Genomic DNA, 18,743 nt, shown 5'->3' with positions numbered 1-18,743 from the left:
CGTCATGTTCAAGCGAAACACCTTAGGCCTCGGTGGTGCCGCCCTGTGCGGCACCCTGCTGGTCAGCGGCTGTGCCAATCACATGTCACAACGCAGCGAGCACGAGGAACGTGTCGAGCGCAAATTGCTCGATCACAGCCTGCAGATCGATGTCGGTGAGCCCAAGGTACTTGAGCTCCCGCAACGCCGGGTAAAGATCCACGAGCAGAAGACCTTCGAAGTCACCGAGTTCGAAGTCACCCGTCATTACGATCGCTATACGCCTTATCAACCCTGGCGGGAGATCTACGAGATCCCGCTGGGTGCAGTGGCGGTGGTGGGCGGCGTGGGCGCGAACGTGGTTAACGTGTTTGCCCTGGGCAATCTTCCCGACAGCATGACCAAGGACTGGCTCAGCTACGGTTTCGCCGGACTCAACCCGTTCATGAACGTCCAATCCAACGGTCGTGCGCAACAGAACCTGGCCGGTATCGATGAAGTCCAGCGCGACAAGCGTAAGGAATACTCGAGCCTGCCGTGGAGCGAGCGCCCGGTCGAGGTCAAGGCCGGCAAGGAAACCTTCGAGCTGACCACCGACAAAAACGGCGTCTTGCGCCTGAATCTGCTGGACAGCCCGTTCGCCGAATATGACCTCAATCATCTGGGTAAGCTGCAGATCAGCGTCGATGACTCAAAGGGCGATGTGCATAGCGATTCTTCCCTGGCGCTCAGCAGCACGCTGCGCGGCAAATTGCTCGAAGCTCATGGCCTGATTTACGACGACCTCGAAGACGACGAAGTGAGCCAATGGGTACACCGGGTCAAACGCCTGTCGGAACTGGGGCTGGAGGAAGAAGCCAGTGAACTGGAACAAAGCCTGATTGAACTGACCCGTAACGATCCTGAACTGCAGACCGAATTCCTCAAGGCACTGACCAAGGATGCCGGACGACTGGTAGCAGATCCGGGGCCGAACTAAACGCTCAGAGCATCGCGGGCAAATCGAATCGCCCGCGAAGGCGTCTGACAGGCACCTTGGGACTACCGCTCAAACAATTCCATCTGCTCGAACCCGCCGCGCAAATCCTCCAGCCTCACTCCCACACCCAACAATCGCACCGGCTTACCGCCGCGATTGAACGCCTGGGTCAGCATCAACTGATAACTGCCCAAATCCCGCCCTGCCCCGGCCTGCTCCAGTGTGGTTTGGGTAAAGTCATGAAACTTCACTTTGACGAACGGCTTGCCTGGCCGATAGCTGCTGTCGATTCGCTCCATGCGGGTTTTCAGGGTTTCCAGCAGTTCTGGCAACTTATCCAGGCAACTCCGCAAATCGGGCAGATCGACATCGTAGGTATTTTCGACACTGATCGACTGTCGGCGACTGTCGTTATGCACCAGGCGTTCGTCAATCCCACGGGCCAGACTCCAGAGTCGCTCACCAAAACTGCCGAATTCCCGCACCAGCGCCAACTTTTCCCACTCGCGCAATTGCAGACAATCGGCAATTCCGAGTTTGGCCAACTTATCCGCAGTGACCTTGCCGACCCCGTGCAACTTGTTCACCGGCAAGCCGCTGACAAAGTCTTCGACCTGATCCGGCGTGATGACAAACAAACCGTTGGGTTTTTTCCAGTCGCTGGCGATTTTGGCCAAAAATTTGTTCGGCGCCACGCCTGCTGAAACGGTGATATGCAACTGATTGGACACTCGTCGGCGAATATCCTGGGCAATTCGCGTGGCACTGCCGCCGAAATGCGCGCTGTCCGACACATCGAGATAGGCCTCATCCAGGGAAAGCGGCTCGATGATGTCGGTGTAATCGCGAAAAATCGTGTGAATTTCCTTGGATGCCTCTCTGTAGGCATCCATTCGCGGCCTGACGATGGTCAGGTCCGGGCACAGCTTCAACGCATGCCCGGAGGACATCGCCGAGCGCACACCGTAAGCCCGCGCTTCGTAATTACAGGTCGCGATCACTCCACGCCGATCCGCCGACCCACCGACCGCCAGGGGTTTACCGGCCAGGCGCGGGTCGTCACGCATCTCGATGGCGGCGTAGAAACAGTCACAATCGACGTGGATGATTTTTCGCTGGGTCATATCAACGCGGTGTTCAGGGTGAAGAAACGGCGTCATGCCGTGTCAGACGGGCAGTATCTCACTGACACCTGTATATAGCACCAGTAGTCGGAATGTTCTTTTCCAATCGTAGGAAAGCCACCGACAAATTTATTTTTTCAATCGAATTACTTACGCCAATAGAGCTGAAAGCCTTGCCGCGCCTGCCTTCCAGCCCTGCCACATACCGTCAAAAGCAAGCTAAGCGATTGAACAGAAACAGGTTTTATCGAAATTTATGATTGACACGCTGACGTATCTCTATAGAATGCCGATCCACAGACGCGGGATGGAGCAGTCTGGTAGCTCGTCGGGCTCATAACCCGAAGGTCGTCGGTTCAAATCCGGCTCCCGCAACCAAACATCAAAAAAGGCTACTCGAAAGAGTGGCCTTTTTTGTGCGTGCCTGTTTTGTGCAGAAGGCGCACCATAAGGGCACGCATCAGCGCCACGGCAATCCAGAAATCGTTCTGATTCCGAAACTTAAGCCTCACCTGCGACCGTTCGCCGCGTTTTTGCGTTTATTTGACTTGGTTCAGGATTAACGGTTGACACCCCGGCGTATCTCTATAGAATGCCGCCACACAGACGCGGGATGGAGCAGTCTGGTAGCTCGTCGGGCTCATAACCCGAAGGTCGTCGGTTCAAATCCGGCTCCCGCAACCAAACATCAAAAAAGGCTACTCGAAAGAGTGGCCTTTTTTGTATCTGTTGAAAAAACCCTTTCGCAACAATGATCTGTCACTGTGTAGTGAGCCGTCCGGGGCCACCGATGCGCTGAGTTCCGACTATGCTCAATCGCAGACTTGGCCCTCTACGACTGATGACGTGCCGTCGCCGAGAGCCGGTGATAGGCGTTAATATTTGTGATTATTTTTTTCTACAGGGATTGGTAACTTGGCTGGATACCCCCATCCTGTCGCGCACAATCCAAGAGGTGATTGATGCGCGCCAACTCGTCTGATTCACAAGACACCGTCACAGCGACACAACCGATCAAGGCGGAGCGCCTGCGCCTGCTCGATCTGGTCAGCAAATACCGTCAGCCCATTGGCTTGGCGGTGACCCTGCTGCTGTTCGCGATCGCGCTGATTGCCTGCCGTCATTTGTTGAGCGAGCTCGATCTGGACGCTCTGCACGACTCGATCCTCGACGTTCCCAAACCCGCATTGCTGGGCGCTCTGGGCGCTACCGTGGTGGGTTTCATCATTTTGCTGGGTTACGAATGGTCGGCCAGTCGCTACGCCGGCGTGAACCTGGCGCCGCGAACCCTGGCACTGGGAGGCTTCACCGCATTCGCCATTGGTAATGCCATCGGCCTTTCGATGCTGTCAGGCGGTTCGGTTCGCTACCGGTTATATGCACGTCACGGTCTGGGGGCCGCCGAGGTCGCCCACATGACCTTGTTCGCCAGCCTCTCGCTTGGGTGCGCCCTGCCACCGCTCGCCGCGCTGGCGACGCTCAGCGACCTGCCAGCGGCCTCCGCTGCACTGGGTCTATCCGAAATCTTGCTGGGTGCCGTAGCCACTGCCGTATTACTACTGTTTTCGGTACTGGCCATCGGCATCTACCGTCGTCGCTTGCCGGAACAACCTTACGCGGACAACCTGATGGTCAAGGTCGGGCGTCGCACCTTGCGCCTGCCGGGGCGTCGCCTGACCTTCCTGCAATTGATCATCACAGCCCTGGACGTTGCCGCCGCCGCCACCGTGCTTTACTTGCTGCTGCCGGAAGCACCGCCCTTCGGCGCCTTTCTGCTGGTCTACCTGCTGGCCCTGGCCGCTGGCGTACTCAGCCACGTACCGGGTGGTGTCGGTGTATTCGAGGCGATTTTGCTGGCCGCGTTTTCCGACAAACTCGGTGCCGCGCCACTGGCCGCCGCGCTGCTGCTGTATCGCCTGATCTACGTCGTACTGCCGATGCTGGTGGCCTGCCTGTTGTTGCTGATCAACGAAGGTCAGCGCGTATTCCAGACGCGCCAGTCCCTAAGGGCGGCATCGGGCCTGGCTGCGCCGATTCTGGCAGTGCTGGTGTTCCTGTCCGGCGTGGTGCTGTTGTTTTCAGGCGCCACGCCGGAAATCGACACCCGACTGGAACACATCGGTTTTCTGATTCCCCATCGACTGGTCGATGCCTCTCACTTTGGCGCCAGCCTGATCGGCGTGCTTTGCCTGTTGCTGGCCCAGGGCCTGCGTCGTCGACTGTCGGCCGCGTGGATGCTGACCACCATTCTGTTGCTGGTGGGCGCCCTGCTTTCGCTGCTCAAGGGCTTCGACTGGGAAGAAGCCTGCCTGATGACCCTGACCGCCGCTTTGCTGGGGGTTTTCCGGCGTTCGTTCTATCGCCCCAGCCGCCTGACGGAAGTGCCGTTCTCACCACTCTATCTGGTGGCCAGCCTGTGCGTGCTGGGCGCCTCGATGTGGCTGCTGCTGTTTGCCTATCAAGACGTCCCGTACAGCCATCAACTCTGGTGGCAGTTCACCCTCGACGCCGACGCACCCCGCGGCTTGCGCTCGTTGCTCGGTGCCGCCGTGCTGCTGGTCGTGGTGTCCCTGACCTGGCTGCTGCGCACTGCGCGCCCGGTCATCCACCTGCCGACCCCCGATGAACTGGAGCGCGCCAGCAAGATTCTGATGGCCTCGGCGCAACCCGATGGCGGCCTGGCGCTGACCGGCGACAAGGCACTGCTGTTTCACCCCAACGACGAGGCGTTCCTGATGTACGCCCGCCGTGGCCGCAGCCTGGTGGCGCTGTATGACCCGATCGGTCCGGGCCAGCAACGGGCGGAAATGATCTGGCAGTTCCGTGACCTGTGCGACATCCACCACGCCCGCCCCGTGTTTTATCAAGTGCGCGCGGAGAACCTGCCGTACTACATGGACATCGGCCTGACTGCGATAAAACTTGGCGAAGAAGCCCGTGTGGATCTGCATCGCTTCGATCTCGAAGCCAAAGGCAAAGAGATGAAGGACCTGCGCTACACCTGGAACCGTGGCACACGCGACGGCCTGTCGCTGGAGATCTTCGAGCCGGGCCAGGCGCCGATGGATGAGCTTAAGGTGATATCCGATGCCTGGCTGACCGGCAAGAATGTACGCGAGAAAGGCTTCTCCCTTGGCCGCTTCAGCGATGACTACCTCAAGCATTTCCGCATTGCGGTGATTCGTTTCGAAGGACGCCCGGTGGCATTCGCCAACCTGCTCGAGACCTATAGCCATGACCTGGCCAGCCTCGACCTGATGCGCGCGCACCCGGACGCACCCAAACTGACCATGGAATTCATGATGGTCGGCCTGATTCAGCATTATAAAAATCATGGATATGCGCGCTTCAGCCTGGGCATGGTGCCATTGTCAGGGTTACAACCCCGTCGCGGCGCCCCCTTGACCCAGCGCCTGGGCTCGATGGTTTTCCGCCGTGGTGAGCAGCTCTACAACTTCCAAGGCTTGCGCCGCTTCAAAGACAAGTTCCAGCCAGACTGGGAACCCCGTTATATGGCCGTGCCCGCCGGACTCGATCCGCTGGTTGCCCTGGCCGATACTGCTGCCCTGATCGCGGGCGGCTTGACTGGATTGGTGAAACGCTGATGATTCAACGCTCCTTGCGGTACGTCCTGGGCACACTGGTGGTGCTGGCCCTGATTCTCGGTGGTGGCTACTGGTACCTGAAACGCCCGGCACCGGAACCGACCCTCGAACTGTTGACCCCGGCCGATGGCGCGGCGATGACTCGCGTCACTCCCGGGACCACGCCACACGCCCAGGTGCTGGTGGCGGTCACCGAGGAACAGAAGCTCAGCGACAAACAATTGATGACCCTGAGCCGCAGCGGCTCAGCGCAGATTGTTCAAGTGATCCTGCCCAAGGACTGCCTGCTGCAAAGCCGCGCCCTGCAGTCGGGCTTGAGAGAACTCAAAGGCCCGGCAACCCTGGTCAGCGGCATCGGCCCCGGCGCAGTACTCGCCTGGCGCTGGTTGTCCGAACAGAAAAACGACAAGGCCCAGGCTGTCTCGGTCGACCTGGCCCTGGAAAAGGGTGGCTGCACGCACCTGTTGCCAAAAAGCGCCTCCCACGGCCATTGGCTGGTAGCGTGGAACGACAACCCGGATGACACCAGTGCCGGCTTCGTGCGCGACCAGCCCAACGCCGAAACCAGCATCAGCGACTACGACATCAACCTGCCGCAAGTGCTGAACAACGAACTGCGCAAGATCCTGGTCGGTGGCGACAAGTCCTCGGGCGGCCTGCAGATTCCTGTGGTTGAAGTGCCGGCCGGCCAGGCCAAGGACACCGTGACCCTGTTCCTGTCCGGAGATGGTGGCTGGCGTGACCTCGACCGCGACGTGGCGGGCGAAATGGCGAAGATCGGCTACCCTGTGGTCGGCATCGACACCCTGCGCTACTACTGGCAGCACAAAAGCCCTGAGCAAAGCGCCCTGGACCTTGCCGAGCTGATGCAGCACTACCGGCAGAAATGGGGCACCAAGCGCTTCATCCTCACCGGCTACTCGTTTGGTGCCGATGTGTTGCCTGCGATCTACAACCGCCTGGCAGAGTCCGAACAGCAGCGCGTCGACGCGATCATCCTGCTGGCCTTCGCCCGCACCGGCAGCTTCGAGATCGAAGTCGAAGGCTGGCTTGGCAACGCCGGCAAGGAAGCCGCCACCGGCCCGGAAATGGCCAAGCTGCCTGCCGCCAAAGTGGTGTGCATCTACGGTGAAGAAGAAGTCGACGAAAGCGGCTGCACCGACAAAACCGCCGTGGGCGAAGCCATCAAACTGCCTGGCGGCCACCACTTCGACGAGAACTACCCGGCCCTGGCCAAGCGCCTGGTGGATGTGATCGAGAAGCGTCAGCCCAAGGTCGCTGAAGAGTGATCTAAGCCGCGCTGACAAAAAGCCCCCGCTACTTGCACGGTAGCGGGGGCTTTTTCGTTGCTGCGGACACCAGGGCCCTCTTGCTCGCGAACAGGTCATCACATTGCGCAGATGCGCTGACTGACTGTCCGTTAGCGAACAAGCGCTCTCCCTTGGGCGATATCCACGGGGAGCAGATCAATGACCAGACAACAAAAAGCCCCCGACACCGCAAGGCACCGGGGGCTTTTGATTCAGGCTTACATCTCGACCTGAGTACCCAGCTCGATCACCCGGTTCAGCGGCAGATTGAAGAAACGCAGGTTGCCGTTGGCGTTTTTCAACATAAAGGCGAACAGCGCCTCACGCCAGCGGGCCATGCCTTCGATTTTAGAGGCGATGACCGTCTCACGACTGAGGAAGTAGGTCGTGCGCATCGGACTGAAGTCCAGCTCATCCAGATGGCACAGCTTCAGCGCTTGCGGTACGTCCGGCTCGTCAGTGAAACCGAAGTGCAGGATCACGCGGAAGAAACCCTCACCATAGGCGTCGACCTCGAACCGTCGTGATGAGGGCACACGCGGGATGTCCTCATACACCACCGTCAGCAGCACCACTTGCTCGTGCAGCACCTGGTTATGCAACAGATTGTGCAACAACGCGTGAGGCACGGCGTCTGGCCGCGCCGTGAGGAATACGGCGGTGCCCTGAACACGATGCGGTGGTTGTACGGCGATACTGCTGATGAAAATCGGCAGCGGCAGGCCGCCCTCGTCCAGCCGATCCACCAGCAACTCTTTGCCGCGCTTCCAGGTGGTCATCAGGACAAACAACACGATCCCCGCCAGAACCGGGAAGGCACCACCCTGAATGATTTTTGGCACGTTGGCGGCAAAAAACAGACCGTCCACCAGCAGAAAGCCCACCAGGATTGGCACCGCCAGCACGGGTGGCCATTTCCACAACAACAGCATCACAGCGGAGACCAGAATACTGGTGATCAGCATGGTTCCGGTTACCGCCACGCCATAGGCCGAGGCCAACGCGCCGGAGGATTCAAAGCCAAGCACCAGCAGGATCACGCCAACCATCAGCGCCCAGTTCACCGCGCCAATGTAGATCTGCCCCTGCTCGGCACTGGAGGTGTGCTGAATGTGCATGCGCGGGATATATCCCAGTTGAATCGCCTGACGAGTCAACGAGAACGCGCCGGAGATCACTGCTTGCGAAGCAATCACCGTGGCCAGGGTCGCCAACACCACCAGCGGGATCAACGCCCAGCTCGGCGCCAACAGGTAGAACGGGTTGCGCGCCGCGTCCGGGTTTTCCAGCAGCAAGGCGCCCTGGCCAAAGTAGTTGAGCACCAGCGCCGGCAGCACCAGGGCGAACCAGGCACGAGCGATCGGCTTGCGGCCGAAGTGACCCATGTCAGCGTACAACGCTTCGGCACCGGTCAAGGCCAGCACCACAGCGCCCAGGATGGCAACACCCATGCCCGGATGCACCATGAAGAACCGCACGCCCCACATCGGGTTCAGCGCGCTAAGGACTTCCGGGTGCTGCACAATACCGTTGGCGCCAAGCACACCCAGCACCACGAACCACAGCACCATGACTGGGCCGAACAGCTTGCCGATTCGGTCTGTACCGTGCTTCTGGATCAGAAACAACGCCACGAGCACGAGCAGTGCCAAGGGCACCACCCAGCGATCCAGGCCCTCGAATGCCAATTCCATACCCTCAACCGCCGACAGCACGGAAATCGCCGGGGTGATCATACTGTCGCCATAAAACAGCGCCGCGCCGATCAGTCCCAGAATCACCAGCACTGATCGCAGCTTCGGATAGGGCGATGAGGCGCGACGAGCAAGCGCCGTCAGCGCCATGATCCCGCCTTCGCCCTGGTTGTCTGCCCGCAGAATGAACAGCACGTACTTGATCGAAACAACCCAGACCAGCGACCAAAAAATCAGCGCCAGAATCCCAAATACGCCGTCATGATTGACCGGAACTCCATAGTGGCCTGTAAACACCTCTTTGAGGGTGTACAGCGGGCTCGTGCCGATATCGCCATATACCACCCCAACCGCCGCGACCAGCATGCCGATCGGCTTTGCCGTCGAATGCCCGGCGCCCGCAGCCTGACTACTTGCCTGACCCATCCACCACTCCTACTACCCAGACCCGGGCTTCTTTTGAAGAAGCACTATGCTTTGTCGTGCAGCATGCGCTGTTTTACTTCGCGTTACAGACGTTTTGATGACTGTAAAAATTCGGTAAAGCCTAACGGCGCGAAGCATAGCGCAGCACTCGTCGTATTTCCCTGCATAAAGCTGGTCAAGTGCGCTTGCCATCGCTAGAATTGCGCACTTTTTGATCAGAGGCGCGATAAAGCGTCCATCTGTCGCCTTGCCGATCATGGCTGGAGGCGTCACAAAATACCGAGGTTAGACATGTCCACCACTCCTGCGCCGGCCAATCCCAAGGTTGGCTTCGTATCCCTGGGTTGCCCGAAAGCACTGGTCGACTCCGAGCGCATCCTTACCCAGCTGCGCATGGAAGGCTATGACGTCGTGTCCACTTATCAGGATGCGGACGTAGTGGTCGTCAATACCTGTGGCTTCATCGATTCGGCCAAGGCGGAATCCCTGGAAGTGATCGGCGAAGCCATCAAGGAAAACGGCAAGGTCATCGTGACCGGTTGCATGGGCGTCGAAGAAGGCAATATCCGCAACGTGCACCCGAGCGTGCTGGCCGTGACAGGCCCGCAGCAGTACGAGCAAGTGGTCAACGCCGTGCATGACGTCGTGCCTCCGAGACAGGATCACAACCCGCTGATCGACCTGGTACCGCCTCAAGGGATCAAACTGACCCCGCGCCACTACGCCTACCTGAAGATTTCCGAAGGCTGCAACCACAGCTGCAGCTTCTGCATCATCCCGTCGATGCGCGGCAAACTGGTCAGCCGTCCAGTGGGTGATGTGCTCGACGAAGCCCAGCGCCTGGTCAAATCCGGCGTCAAGGAGCTGCTGGTGATCTCCCAGGACACCAGCGCCTACGGCGTCGACGTGAAATACCGCACCGGATTCTGGAACGGCGCGCCGGTGAAAACCCGCATGACCGAACTCTGCGAGGCCCTCAGCACCCTGGGCGTCTGGGTTCGTCTGCACTACGTCTACCCGTACCCGCACGTCGATGAGTTGATCCCGCTGATGGCCGACGGCAAGATCCTGCCGTACCTGGACATCCCGTTCCAGCACGCCAGCCCGAAAGTCCTCAAGGCAATGAAACGCCCGGCGTTCGAAGACAAAACCCTGGCGCGTATCAAGAACTGGCGCGAGATCTGCCCGGACCTGATCATCCGTTCGACCTTCATCGTCGGCTTCCCCGGCGAAACCGAAGAAGACTTCCAATACCTGCTGAACTGGCTGACCGAAGCGCAGCTCGACCGCGTCGGCTGCTTCCAGTATTCGCCGGTCGAAGGCGCTCCCGCCAACGATCTGGATCTGGAAGTCGTCCCGGACGAAGTCAAACAGGATCGCTGGGAGCGCTTCATGGCGCACCAGCAGGCGATCAGCTCGGCGCGCCTGCAACTGCGCATTGGCCGTGAAATCGAAGTGCTGGTCGATGAGGTCGACGAGCAAGGCGCAGTCGGCCGTTGCTTCTTCGATGCCCCGGAAATTGATGGCAACGTGTTCATCGACAACGGCAGCAACCTGAAGCCGGGCGACAAGGTCTGGTGCAAAGTGACCGACGCCGACGAATATGACCTGTGGGCTGAACAGATCTAAGCGCCAAAAATACGAAAAGCCCCGCTCTCTTGACGAGATGCGGGGCTTTTTTACGGCTATCGTTTTATGAAGAACGGATTTCTCTTCCCTCACAACCGGTTGAAAAAAGAAGGAGCAGTCAGGCATGCGCCAACATTCGGTCATCCATACGCCGAAACTGAGCGACTACGAAGAACTGACACGGGTTTGGGAGGCTTCGGTACGGGCCACCCATGACTTTCTGCCAGAGAGCTACATCGAATTGCTGAAAAACCTGGTGCTGACCCGCTACCTCGACGCGGTCATGCTGATCTGCACCAAAGACCCACGCCAGCGCATTACCGGATTCGCCGGGGTCGCGGCAGGCAAGATCGAAATGCTTTTCATCGACCCCGCACACCGCGGCCAGGGCTTGGGCAAGCAGTTGCTGCGCTACGCCATGGAGCACCTGAATGCCGATGAACTGGACGTCAACGAACAGAATCCGCAAGCCCTCGGTTTTTACTTTAAACAGGGCTTCGAAGTCATTGGACGCTCTGAAGTCGACGGCATGGGGCAGCCGTATCCGCTGTTACATATGCGGATGCGCCAAAACCAGCAGCGCTCACGACTTGGCTGACACCACACGGAACGACAAGTCAGCGCCTACAAAAAGCCCCTGCGGCAAAATGGTTCCGGGATTAACCGGCGCCAGGCAGGTACAATGCCCACCCCTTTTTTGTTACGGCCTTGTCATGACTGACCCGATTCGACTCTCCAAACGCCTCATCGAACTCGTCGGCTGCTCCCGTCGGGAGGCTGAGCTGTTCATCGAGGGCGGCTGGGTCACCGTCGACGGCGAAGTCATCGATGAACCGCAATTCAAGGTTGGCGACCAGAAAGTCGAACTCGACAAGGATGCCAAGGCTAGCGCGCCGGAGCCGGTGACCCTTCTGCTCAACGTGCCTGCCGGCATGGATGCGCAAACCGCCATGGCGACCATTAGCGCCGAAACCCTGAGCGAGGAGCACCGCTACGGCAAACGCCCGCTCAAGGGTCACTTCCTGCGCCTGACCGCCAGCACCGACCTGCAAGCCAATGCCAGCGGCTTGCTGGTGTTCACCCAGGACTGGAAGATCCTGCGCAAACTCACCGCCGACGCGAGCAAGATCGAGCAGGAATACGTGGTCGAGGTCGAGGGCGACATGGTTGAGCACGGCCTCAATCGCTTGCAGCACGGCCTGACCTACAAGGGCAAGGAGCTGCCACCGGTGAAGGCCAGTTGGCAGAACGAAAACCGCCTGCGGTTCGCCATGAAGAACCCGCAACCGGGCGTGATCGCCCTGTTCTGCCAGGCTGTCGGCCTGAAGGTCGTGGCCATCCGCCGCATCCGTATCGGCGGTGTGTCCATCGGCAAAGTGCCCCTGGGGCAATGGCGCTACCTGACCGGCAAAGAGAAGTTCTAAGACGCTCACGCCGCCCTACATTTCGGCATCGCTGTTTTCTGCGACGCCCATAGCTGAATTATCAGGATTGCTCACATGATTCATAACGACGTACTGCGCAGCGTGCGCTACATGCTGGACATCAGCGACAAGAAAGTCATCGAGATCATCAAGCTCGGCGGCATGGACGTGGCCCTGGCCGACCTGGTGAGCTACCTCGACAAGAAAGAGGAAGACGAAGAAGGCTTCGTACGCTGCCCGGACGAAGTCATGGCGCATTTCCTCGATGGCCTGGTGATCTTCAAGCGCGGCAAGGACGAAAGCCGTCCACCGCAGCCAATCGAAGTGCCAGTGACCAACAACATCATCCTGAAAAAGCTGCGCGTGGCCTTCGAACTGAAAGAAGACGACATGCACGCGATTCTCAAGGCCGCCGAGTTCCCGGTGTCCAAACCTGAGTTGAGCGCCCTGTTCCGCAAGTTCGGCCACACCAACTATCGCCCGTGCGGCGACCAGTTGCTGCGCAATTTCCTTAAGGGGCTCACTCTTCGAGTGAGAGCCTGAAGCAGCTGCAAGCTACAAGCCGCAAGCGGACAGGGCCCGGCTTGTAGCTTGTAGCTTGTAGCTTGTAGCTTGTAGCTTGTAGCCGGGCCGTATACCCCCCCATTCCGCACAAAAATAGTGGCTCCGCTTCCAGCGGCTGACGACTAGGGTGTTAAGACCTTCAGTTCTCAGGAATCGCCATGCACCCCTACTTTTCCCTGCAAGGCCGCACCGCACTGGTGACCGGCGGCACTCGCGGTATCGGCAAAATGATCGCCAAGGCCTATGTCGAGGCGGGCGCTACCGTTTACGTCTGCGCCCGAGATGCCGAAGCCTGCCTGCAAACGGCTGATGAGCTCGGCGCACTTGGCCGCTGTCACGCCGTCGCCGCCAACCTGGCCACGGAAGAAGGCGTGCAGCAACTGGCCGCACGCTTGAGCGAGCAGATCGGCCAACTCGATATCCTGGTGAACAACGCAGGTACGACCTGGGGGGCGCCACTGGAGAGTTACCCGGTCAAGGGCTGGGAAAAGGTCATGCAGCTCAATGTGACGTCGGTCTTCAACTGCATCCAGCAATTCCTGCCACTGCTGCGCAAGGCCGGCTCACCGACGAATCCGGCCCGGATCATCAACATCGGTTCGGTTGCAGGAATTTCGTCCTTCGGTGAACAAGCCTATGCCTACGGACCGAGCAAGGCGGCCCTGCATCAACTGTCACGCATTCTGGCGCGGGAGCTGGTGAGCCAGCACATCAACGTCAACGTGATCGCTCCGGGACGTTTTCCGAGCAAGATGACCCGGCACATCGGCAACGATGAGCAGGCATTGGCCGAAGATACCGCGTTGATTCCAATGAAGCGCTGGGGCCGGGAGGAAGAGATGGCGGCGCTGGCGATCAGTCTGGCGAGTACGGCGGGGGCTTACATGACCGGCAATATCATTCCGTTGGATGGGGGGTTCAGTCTCTGAAATTTGCGGCGTGGCCATCGCGGGCAAGCCACGCTCCCATAGGGTTCTTGAGCGAACACACAAGGCACGCCCATTCCAATAACAGTGGGAGTGTGGCTTGCCCGCGATAGCAGACTCACAGTCTGCACCGATGCACGGGTTGATCGGGTTATCATTCCCGCCCCCATTCCGCTTCGATCCCACACCATGACCTACAGCGTTTCTCCCATCGGCTTCGTGCGTTCCTGCTTCAAGGAGAAGTTCGCCATCCCGCGCCAGCCGCAACTGGCACCGGCCGCACGCGGCGTGCTGGAGCTGGTGGCGCCATTCGATCAGGGCGATGCGGTGCAGGGTTTGGAACAGGTCAGCCACGTCTGGCTGCTGTTCCTGTTTCATCAAGCCCTGGAAGATAAACCACGACTGAAGGTCCGCCCGCCTCGCCTCGGCGGCAACAAATCCATGGGCGTGTTCGCCACCCGCGCGACCCACCGACCCAACGGCATTGGCCAGTCCGTGGTCAAACTGGACAAGGTCGAAGCCAATCGCTTGTGGATATCCGGCATAGACCTGCTGGACGGCACGCCGATTCTCGACATCAAGCCCTACGTGCCTTATGCCGACGTTATCGAGAGCGCCACCAACACCATCGCCAGCGCCGCGCCACAGCTGATTCCTGTGCAATGGACGGACACCGCCCTGCAACAGGCCCATGGGCACGCTCAGCGCCTTCAGGAGCCCCTGGTCGAGCTGATCGAACAGTGCCTGGCGCAAGACCCTCGCCCGGCCTATCAGACACCGGTACCGGAACGGGAGTACGGCGCGCAGTTCTGGGACCTGGACGTGCGCTGGCATTACCCGACACCGGAGCTGATCCGCGTGATCGAAGTCATTCCAGCAAAAGCTTGAACGCCGGAAACGAAAAAGCCCGCATGACCTTACCAGGCCATGCGGGCTTTTCAGATACGCTGCAAAAACTACTGTAGGAGCGAGCCTGCTCGCGAAAAACCTGAGGACACCGCGGGGTATCAAGCTTCCCGCGTTATCGTTGACCTCCGTCGCGAGCTGGTTCGCGCCTACAGGTGACCTACGGTCACTTCTCGACGAACGCACGCTCGATCAGGTAGTCACCCGGTTCGCGCATCCGCGGCGACACTTTCAGGCCGAAGCTGTTCAGCACTTCGCTGGTTTCGTCGAGCATGCTCGGGCTGCCGCACAGCATGGCGCGGTCGTCCTGCGGGTTGATTGGCGGCAGACCGATGTCGCGGAACAGCTTGCCACTGCGCATCAGGTCGGTCAGGCGGCCTTCGTTCTCGAACGGCTCGCGGGTCACGGTCGGGTAGTAGATCAACTTCTCACGCAGCGCTTCGCCGAAGAACTCGTTCTGCGGCAAGTGCTCGGTGATGAATTCGCGGTACGCGACTTCATTGACGTAACGTACGCCGTGGCACAGGATCACTTTTTCGAAACGCTCGTAGGTTTCCGGATCCTGGATGACGCTCATGAACGGCGCCAGACCGGTACCGGTACTGAGCAGGTACAGATGTTTGCCAGGCTTCAAGTCATCCAGCACCAGCGTGCCGGTAGGCTTCTTGCTGATGATGATCTCGTCGCCTTCCTTCAGGTGTTGCAACTGCGAAGTCAGCGGACCATCCGGTACCTTGATGCTGAAGAACTCGAGATGCTCTTCCCAGTTCGGGCTGGCAATCGAGTAAGCGCGCATAAGCGGCCGGCCATTGGGCTGTTGCAGGCCGATCATCACGAACTGACCGTTCTCGAAGCGCAGACCCGGATCGCGGGTGCACTTGAAGCTGAACAGAGTGTCGTTCCAGTGGTGAACACTGAGGACACGCTCGTGGTTCATGTTGCTCATGTACGTGGGACTCCTGGAGATTGGTCTGCGCCCTGCCCTGCGAAAAAGAGCTGGCTTCGCGCAATTGCATCGCATTCTAAAGGCAGCGACAATATCTGTTAAATGGATTATTAAGATAAGGGTTATCGGTTATATAGATATGCGATTTACTCTCCGTCAACTTCAAGTATTTGTCGCCGTCGCCCAGCAGGAAAGCGTGTCCCGTGCTGCGGGCCTGCTCAATCTCTCGCAATCGGCGGCGAGCACCTCGATCACCGAGCTTGAGCGCCAATGCAGCTGCCAGCTGTTCGACCGCGCCGGCAAACGGCTGAGCCTCAATGCCCTTGGCAAGCAGCTGCTGCCGCAAGCCGTCGCCCTGCTGGATCAGGCCAAGGAAATCGAAGACCTGCTCAACGGCAAGTCCGGCTTCGGCTCTCTGGCGGTGGGCGCGACCCTCACCATCGGCAATTACCTGGCCACCTTGCTGATCGGCAGCTTCATGCAACGCCACCCGGAAAGCCAGGTAAAGCTGCACGTACAGAACACTGCCAATATTGTGCAACAAGTGGCCCACTACGAAATTGACCTGGGTCTAATCGAAGGCGACTGCAGCCATCCGGACATCGAAGTGCAGAGCTGGGTCGAGGATGAGCTGGTGGTGTTTTGCGCACCGCAGCATCCCTTGGCCAAACGCGGCACGGCGACCATGGATGAGTTGAGTCACGAAGCCTGGATTCTGCGCGAACAAGGCTCGGGCACGCGATTGACCTTCGATCAGGCGATGCGTCATCACCGAAGTTCGCTCAACATCCGTCTTGAGCTGGAACACACCGAAGCGATAAAACGCGCAGTGGAGTCTGGCCTGGGGATTGGTTGCATCTCGCGACTGGCGCTACGGGACGCATTCCGGCGCGGCAGCCTGGTGCCGGTGGAGACACCGGATCTGGACCTGGCGAGGCAGTTTTATTTCATCTGGCACAAACAGAAATACCAGACGTCGGCGATGCGTGAGTTTCTCGATCTCTGCCGCGCCTTCACCGCCGGGGTTCAGCGCAGCGACGAGATCGTGCTGCCGACAATCGCTTAAAGCAGAATCACGGCCCACACCAGCGCGATCATGCTCAACGCCACCAATTGCGCGGCACTGCCCATGTCTTTGGCGTTTTTCGACAACGGGTGCAATTCAAGGGAAATGCGGTCGATGGCTGCTTCCACTGCCGAATTGAGCAACTCGACTATCAAGGCCAGCAGGCAGACCGCAATCAGCAATGCCTGCTCGACACGGCTGACATTCAGGAAGAACGACAGCGGAATCAGGATGACGTTAAGCAACACCAACTGGCGAAAAGCGGCTTCGCCGGTGAAAGCTGCGCGCAGGCCGTCAAGGGAATAGCCGGAGGCGTTGAGGATGCGTTTCAGGCCGGTCTGGCCTTTGAAAGGTGACATAGAGTATGCAACTGACCAAAAAAGAGGTGGGAAGGCTAGATGAGCCAAAGTCAAAAAAGCGTGAAGACGCTGCTTCTTAATGGCTCGGAATTGACTCAAGTTGTTGCAGAAGCAGCGCGGCCTGGGTTCGGGTCCGGACATTCAGTTTACGGAAAATCGCGGTTACGTGGGCTTTGATGGTCGCCTCGGAAACGCTCAGTTCGTAAGCGATCTGCTTGTTCAGCAGTCCTTCACAGACCATGGTCAACACGCGAAACTGCTGCGGCGTCAGGCTCGCAAGGCCTGCACTGGCCGCTTTAGCCTCTTCGGAAACACTGACGGCTTCAAACGCTTGCGGTGGCCAGTAAACATCGCCATCGAGGACCGCCCGCACGGCTTTCTGGATCACGCCCAGGTCGCTGGACTTGGGAATGAAGCCACTGGCGCCAAATTCACGGGACTTGACCATGATCGTAGCCTCTTCCTGGGCCGAGACCATGACCACAGGAATCTGCGGATACTGACCGCGCAACAGCACCAACCCGGAAAAACCGTATGCCCCCGGCATGTTCAGATCCAGCAGTACAAGATCCCAATCGGCCTTTTCGGTCAGACGGGTTTCCAGCTCCGCAATGCTCGCTACTTCGACAAGACGGACATCCGGGCCAAGACCCAGAGTCAACGCTTGGTGCAAGGCGGAACGAAAAAGCGGGTGGTCATCGGCTATCAGGATTTCGTATGTGGCCATTTTTCAAATCATCCTGTTCTTCAAACAGCTCAAGGTGCAGCCACGGAGCTGCACCAAAGGGCACGCTAAACGCCAGTCACGTGGATCTCACGTGAAAAAATGGCGTATCAAACCTTGGCCGCGCCCCAATCGGCGCCAAGCATGCCCAGCGTAGCCGGGGTGGTCAAGGTGCATGGCCCGGACAGTTCTTTGCAGTATGGGCGACAATTAGCTCATTGAGGCGGCGTTACCCTGCACGAATGGCATCAACTCAGCGTGCGCCGCTGTTTCAACGTTCATTTCAAGCTGCCGCTTGGCATCGAGGTAATGCTGGCTAAAGACGTCGAAATAAGCGTCCAGCGCCGACGCCGCCTGCGCATCGCCGGCAAGATCGAGGCACAACGCCGCCACTTCCGCAGTGCACAGATGCTCACTGCGTGTAGAGCGACGCAACTGATAGCGGGAGAGTTTTTCCGGCAGCAGGCTGAGGATCGGCAATGCGTCGAAGTAGGGGCTTTTACGAAAAATCTTGCGGGCTTCGGTCCAGGTCGCGTCGAGCAATATGAACAGCGGCCGCTTGGTGCTATCAGGCGTCACACCATGGGTCACCCGCTCAGGCGCGACGTATTCGCCCGGGAACACCAGGTAAGGTTGCCATTGCGGGTCGGATAGCAATGCCAGCAGCTTTGGGTCGACCTCGGTGCGCGACCAGATAAACGCGTGATTGTCCCGCACCACATCGGCGATAAGCCAGCCGGTATTACTTGGCTTGAACACTTCCTTGTTGGTCATGATCAAGCACACGCCGGAGCGGGTTTCGACCTGCGGGCGCCAGGCACACAGGCAATGGCTCTCGATCACACGACAATCGCGGCAACGGGTTGCCCGCCAGCCACGGGCCTGAATCGGCTTGATGCCTTCCTCTTCACGTTGATCGCGCAGCCGGGCTACGGCGTTGGGAGCATGGCTCATCGAAGGCAACGCCGACAAAATGGGGAAATTGACACGAACAACTCTCGGCAGGGCAATAAAGGCCGACAGTTTAACAGAGCGCTGAGCGCAAACCTGTACCGTCCCGACCACCTCCCCTATAATTCGCC

General features: G+C 59.1%; 16 protein-coding genes and 2 tRNA genes. 12 read left to right on the top strand and 6 right to left on the bottom strand.

Going from position 1 to position 18,743, the window contains the following annotated elements:
- The first annotated feature begins 4 nt into the window (after nucleotides 1–4).
- Nucleotides 5–958, top strand: coding sequence for a hypothetical protein (locus BLV61_RS22325; RefSeq protein ID WP_090467476.1), 954 nt, complete (start codon nucleotides 5–7; stop codon nucleotides 956–958).
- Nucleotides 959–1,020: 62 nt separating this feature from the next.
- Here BLV61_RS22325 and dinB read toward each other — a convergent pair whose 3' ends face one another.
- The gene (gene dinB / locus BLV61_RS22320; protein ID WP_090467474.1) at nucleotides 1,021–2,082 is read right to left on the bottom strand and encodes a DNA polymerase IV; all 1,062 of its coding nucleotides are present in this window, start codon (nucleotides 2,080–2,082) and stop codon (nucleotides 1,021–1,023) included.
- 301 nt (nucleotides 2,083–2,383) lie between these two features.
- On the opposite strand from dinB, the gene BLV61_RS22315 reads away from it, so the two are divergent.
- From BLV61_RS22315 to BLV61_RS22300, 4 genes are all read left to right on the top strand, one after another.
- A tRNA-Met gene (locus BLV61_RS22315) sits at nucleotides 2,384–2,460 on the top strand.
- 229 nt (nucleotides 2,461–2,689) lie between these two features.
- A tRNA-Met gene (locus BLV61_RS22310) sits at nucleotides 2,690–2,766 on the top strand.
- Between the two features lie 278 nt (nucleotides 2,767–3,044).
- A complete protein-coding gene (mprF, locus tag BLV61_RS22305) occupies nucleotides 3,045–5,687 on the top strand; it encodes a bifunctional lysylphosphatidylglycerol flippase/synthetase MprF (RefSeq protein ID WP_090467472.1) in 2,643 nt (880 codons plus the stop codon).
- Nucleotides 5,687–6,976 (top strand): virulence factor family protein, encoded by a 1,290-nt coding sequence (locus tag BLV61_RS22300; RefSeq protein WP_090467470.1) that lies wholly within the window; start codon nucleotides 5,687–5,689, stop codon nucleotides 6,974–6,976. Before mprF ends, BLV61_RS22300 begins: the two co-directional genes overlap by 1 nt.
- Before the next feature lie 239 nt (nucleotides 6,977–7,215).
- Here BLV61_RS22300 and BLV61_RS22295 read toward each other — a convergent pair whose 3' ends face one another.
- Nucleotides 7,216–9,117: a potassium transporter Kup gene (locus tag BLV61_RS22295; RefSeq protein WP_047526382.1), complete on the bottom strand. Its 1,902-nt coding sequence runs from the start codon at nucleotides 9,115–9,117 to the stop codon at nucleotides 7,216–7,218.
- Nucleotides 9,118–9,408: 291 nt separating this feature from the next.
- Here BLV61_RS22295 and rimO point away from each other — a divergent pair, with 291 nt between their 5' ends.
- From rimO to tsaA, 6 genes are all read left to right on the top strand, one after another.
- Nucleotides 9,409–10,746 carry a 30S ribosomal protein S12 methylthiotransferase RimO gene (gene rimO / locus BLV61_RS22285; RefSeq protein ID WP_047526380.1) on the top strand — a complete coding sequence of 446 codons (1,338 nt, stop codon included), beginning with the start codon at nucleotides 9,409–9,411 and terminating at the stop codon, nucleotides 10,744–10,746.
- Nucleotides 10,747–10,870: 124 nt separating this feature from the next.
- The gene (locus tag BLV61_RS22280; protein ID WP_047526378.1) at nucleotides 10,871–11,344 is read left to right on the top strand and encodes a GNAT family N-acetyltransferase; all 474 of its coding nucleotides are present in this window, start codon (nucleotides 10,871–10,873) and stop codon (nucleotides 11,342–11,344) included.
- 115 nt (nucleotides 11,345–11,459) lie between these two features.
- Complete coding sequence (locus tag BLV61_RS22275) at nucleotides 11,460–12,170, top strand: rRNA pseudouridine synthase (RefSeq protein WP_090467468.1); 711 nt, start codon at nucleotides 11,460–11,462, stop codon at nucleotides 12,168–12,170.
- 75 nt (nucleotides 12,171–12,245) lie between these two features.
- Nucleotides 12,246–12,713, top strand: coding sequence for a YehS family protein (locus BLV61_RS22270; RefSeq protein ID WP_047526374.1), 468 nt, complete (start codon nucleotides 12,246–12,248; stop codon nucleotides 12,711–12,713).
- 179 nt (nucleotides 12,714–12,892) lie between these two features.
- A complete protein-coding gene (locus BLV61_RS22265) occupies nucleotides 12,893–13,663 on the top strand; it encodes an SDR family oxidoreductase (RefSeq protein ID WP_090467466.1) in 771 nt (256 codons plus the stop codon).
- A gap of 186 nt (nucleotides 13,664–13,849) precedes the next feature.
- Complete coding sequence (gene tsaA / locus BLV61_RS22260; RefSeq protein WP_090467464.1) at nucleotides 13,850–14,548, top strand: tRNA (N6-threonylcarbamoyladenosine(37)-N6)-methyltransferase TrmO; 699 nt, start codon at nucleotides 13,850–13,852, stop codon at nucleotides 14,546–14,548.
- A gap of 184 nt (nucleotides 14,549–14,732) precedes the next feature.
- Here tsaA and fpr read toward each other — a convergent pair whose 3' ends face one another.
- Nucleotides 14,733–15,512: a ferredoxin-NADP reductase gene (fpr, locus tag BLV61_RS22255; protein ID WP_047526369.1), complete on the bottom strand. Its 780-nt coding sequence runs from the start codon at nucleotides 15,510–15,512 to the stop codon at nucleotides 14,733–14,735.
- A 139-nt stretch (nucleotides 15,513–15,651) separates the two neighbouring features.
- Here fpr and BLV61_RS22250 point away from each other — a divergent pair, with 139 nt between their 5' ends.
- Nucleotides 15,652–16,578 carry a LysR family transcriptional regulator gene (locus BLV61_RS22250; protein WP_033047456.1) on the top strand — a complete coding sequence of 309 codons (927 nt, stop codon included), beginning with the start codon at nucleotides 15,652–15,654 and terminating at the stop codon, nucleotides 16,576–16,578.
- Here BLV61_RS22250 and BLV61_RS22245 read toward each other — a convergent pair.
- The 3 genes from BLV61_RS22245 to BLV61_RS22235 all read right to left on the bottom strand — a co-directional run bounded on the left by BLV61_RS22245 (nucleotide 16,575) and on the right by BLV61_RS22235 (nucleotide 18,615).
- Nucleotides 16,575–16,937 carry a diacylglycerol kinase gene (locus BLV61_RS22245; protein WP_008153979.1) on the bottom strand — a complete coding sequence of 121 codons (363 nt, stop codon included), beginning with the start codon at nucleotides 16,935–16,937 and terminating at the stop codon, nucleotides 16,575–16,577. The genes BLV61_RS22250 and BLV61_RS22245 overlap by 4 nt on opposite strands.
- A 76-nt stretch (nucleotides 16,938–17,013) precedes the next feature.
- Complete coding sequence (gene erdR / locus BLV61_RS22240) at nucleotides 17,014–17,664, bottom strand: response regulator transcription factor ErdR (protein ID WP_090467462.1); 651 nt, start codon at nucleotides 17,662–17,664, stop codon at nucleotides 17,014–17,016.
- Between the two features lie 207 nt (nucleotides 17,665–17,871).
- Nucleotides 17,872–18,615 carry a tRNA-uridine aminocarboxypropyltransferase gene (locus BLV61_RS22235; RefSeq protein WP_047526364.1) on the bottom strand — a complete coding sequence of 248 codons (744 nt, stop codon included), beginning with the start codon at nucleotides 18,613–18,615 and terminating at the stop codon, nucleotides 17,872–17,874.
- Nucleotides 18,616–18,743: the final 128 nt, after the last annotated feature.

The organism is Pseudomonas mohnii (genome assembly GCF_900105115.1).
Taxonomy (GTDB): domain Bacteria; phylum Pseudomonadota; class Gammaproteobacteria; order Pseudomonadales; family Pseudomonadaceae; genus Aquipseudomonas; species Aquipseudomonas mohnii.
Note: the sequence above shows the minus strand (reverse complement) of the source record. Positions and strands in the feature narration are given on the sequence as shown.

Bases quoted from the DNA above. Each gene is read 5' to 3' on its own strand.
- BLV61_RS22250 (WP_033047456.1), top strand. From the start codon at position 15,652: ATGCGATTTACTCTCCGTCAACTTCAAGTATTTGTCGCCGTCGCCCAG.
- erdR (WP_090467462.1), bottom strand. From the start codon at position 17,664: ATGGCCACATACGAAATCCTGATAGCCGATGACCACCCGCTTTTTCGT.
- tsaA (WP_090467464.1), top strand. From the start codon at position 13,850: ATGACCTACAGCGTTTCTCCCATCGGCTTCGTGCGTTCCTGCTTCAAG.
- BLV61_RS22270 (WP_047526374.1), top strand. From the start codon at position 12,246: ATGATTCATAACGACGTACTGCGCAGCGTGCGCTACATGCTGGACATC.
- BLV61_RS22295 (WP_047526382.1), bottom strand. From the start codon at position 9,117: ATGGGTCAGGCAAGTAGTCAGGCTGCGGGCGCCGGGCATTCGACGGCA.
- BLV61_RS22300 (WP_090467470.1), top strand. From the start codon at position 5,687: ATGATTCAACGCTCCTTGCGGTACGTCCTGGGCACACTGGTGGTGCTG.
- BLV61_RS22245 (WP_008153979.1), bottom strand. From the start codon at position 16,937: ATGTCACCTTTCAAAGGCCAGACCGGCCTGAAACGCATCCTCAACGCC.
- fpr (WP_047526369.1), bottom strand. From the start codon at position 15,512: ATGAGCAACATGAACCACGAGCGTGTCCTCAGTGTTCACCACTGGAAC.
- mprF (WP_090467472.1), top strand. From the start codon at position 3,045: ATGCGCGCCAACTCGTCTGATTCACAAGACACCGTCACAGCGACACAA.
- dinB (WP_090467474.1), bottom strand. From the start codon at position 2,082: ATGACCCAGCGAAAAATCATCCACGTCGATTGTGACTGTTTCTACGCC.
- BLV61_RS22275 (WP_090467468.1), top strand. From the start codon at position 11,460: ATGACTGACCCGATTCGACTCTCCAAACGCCTCATCGAACTCGTCGGC.
- BLV61_RS22325 (WP_090467476.1), top strand. From the start codon at position 5: ATGTTCAAGCGAAACACCTTAGGCCTCGGTGGTGCCGCCCTGTGCGGC.
- rimO (WP_047526380.1), top strand. From the start codon at position 9,409: ATGTCCACCACTCCTGCGCCGGCCAATCCCAAGGTTGGCTTCGTATCC.
- BLV61_RS22235 (WP_047526364.1), bottom strand. From the start codon at position 18,615: ATGAGCCATGCTCCCAACGCCGTAGCCCGGCTGCGCGATCAACGTGAA.
- BLV61_RS22280 (WP_047526378.1), top strand. From the start codon at position 10,871: ATGCGCCAACATTCGGTCATCCATACGCCGAAACTGAGCGACTACGAA.
- BLV61_RS22265 (WP_090467466.1), top strand. From the start codon at position 12,893: ATGCACCCCTACTTTTCCCTGCAAGGCCGCACCGCACTGGTGACCGGC.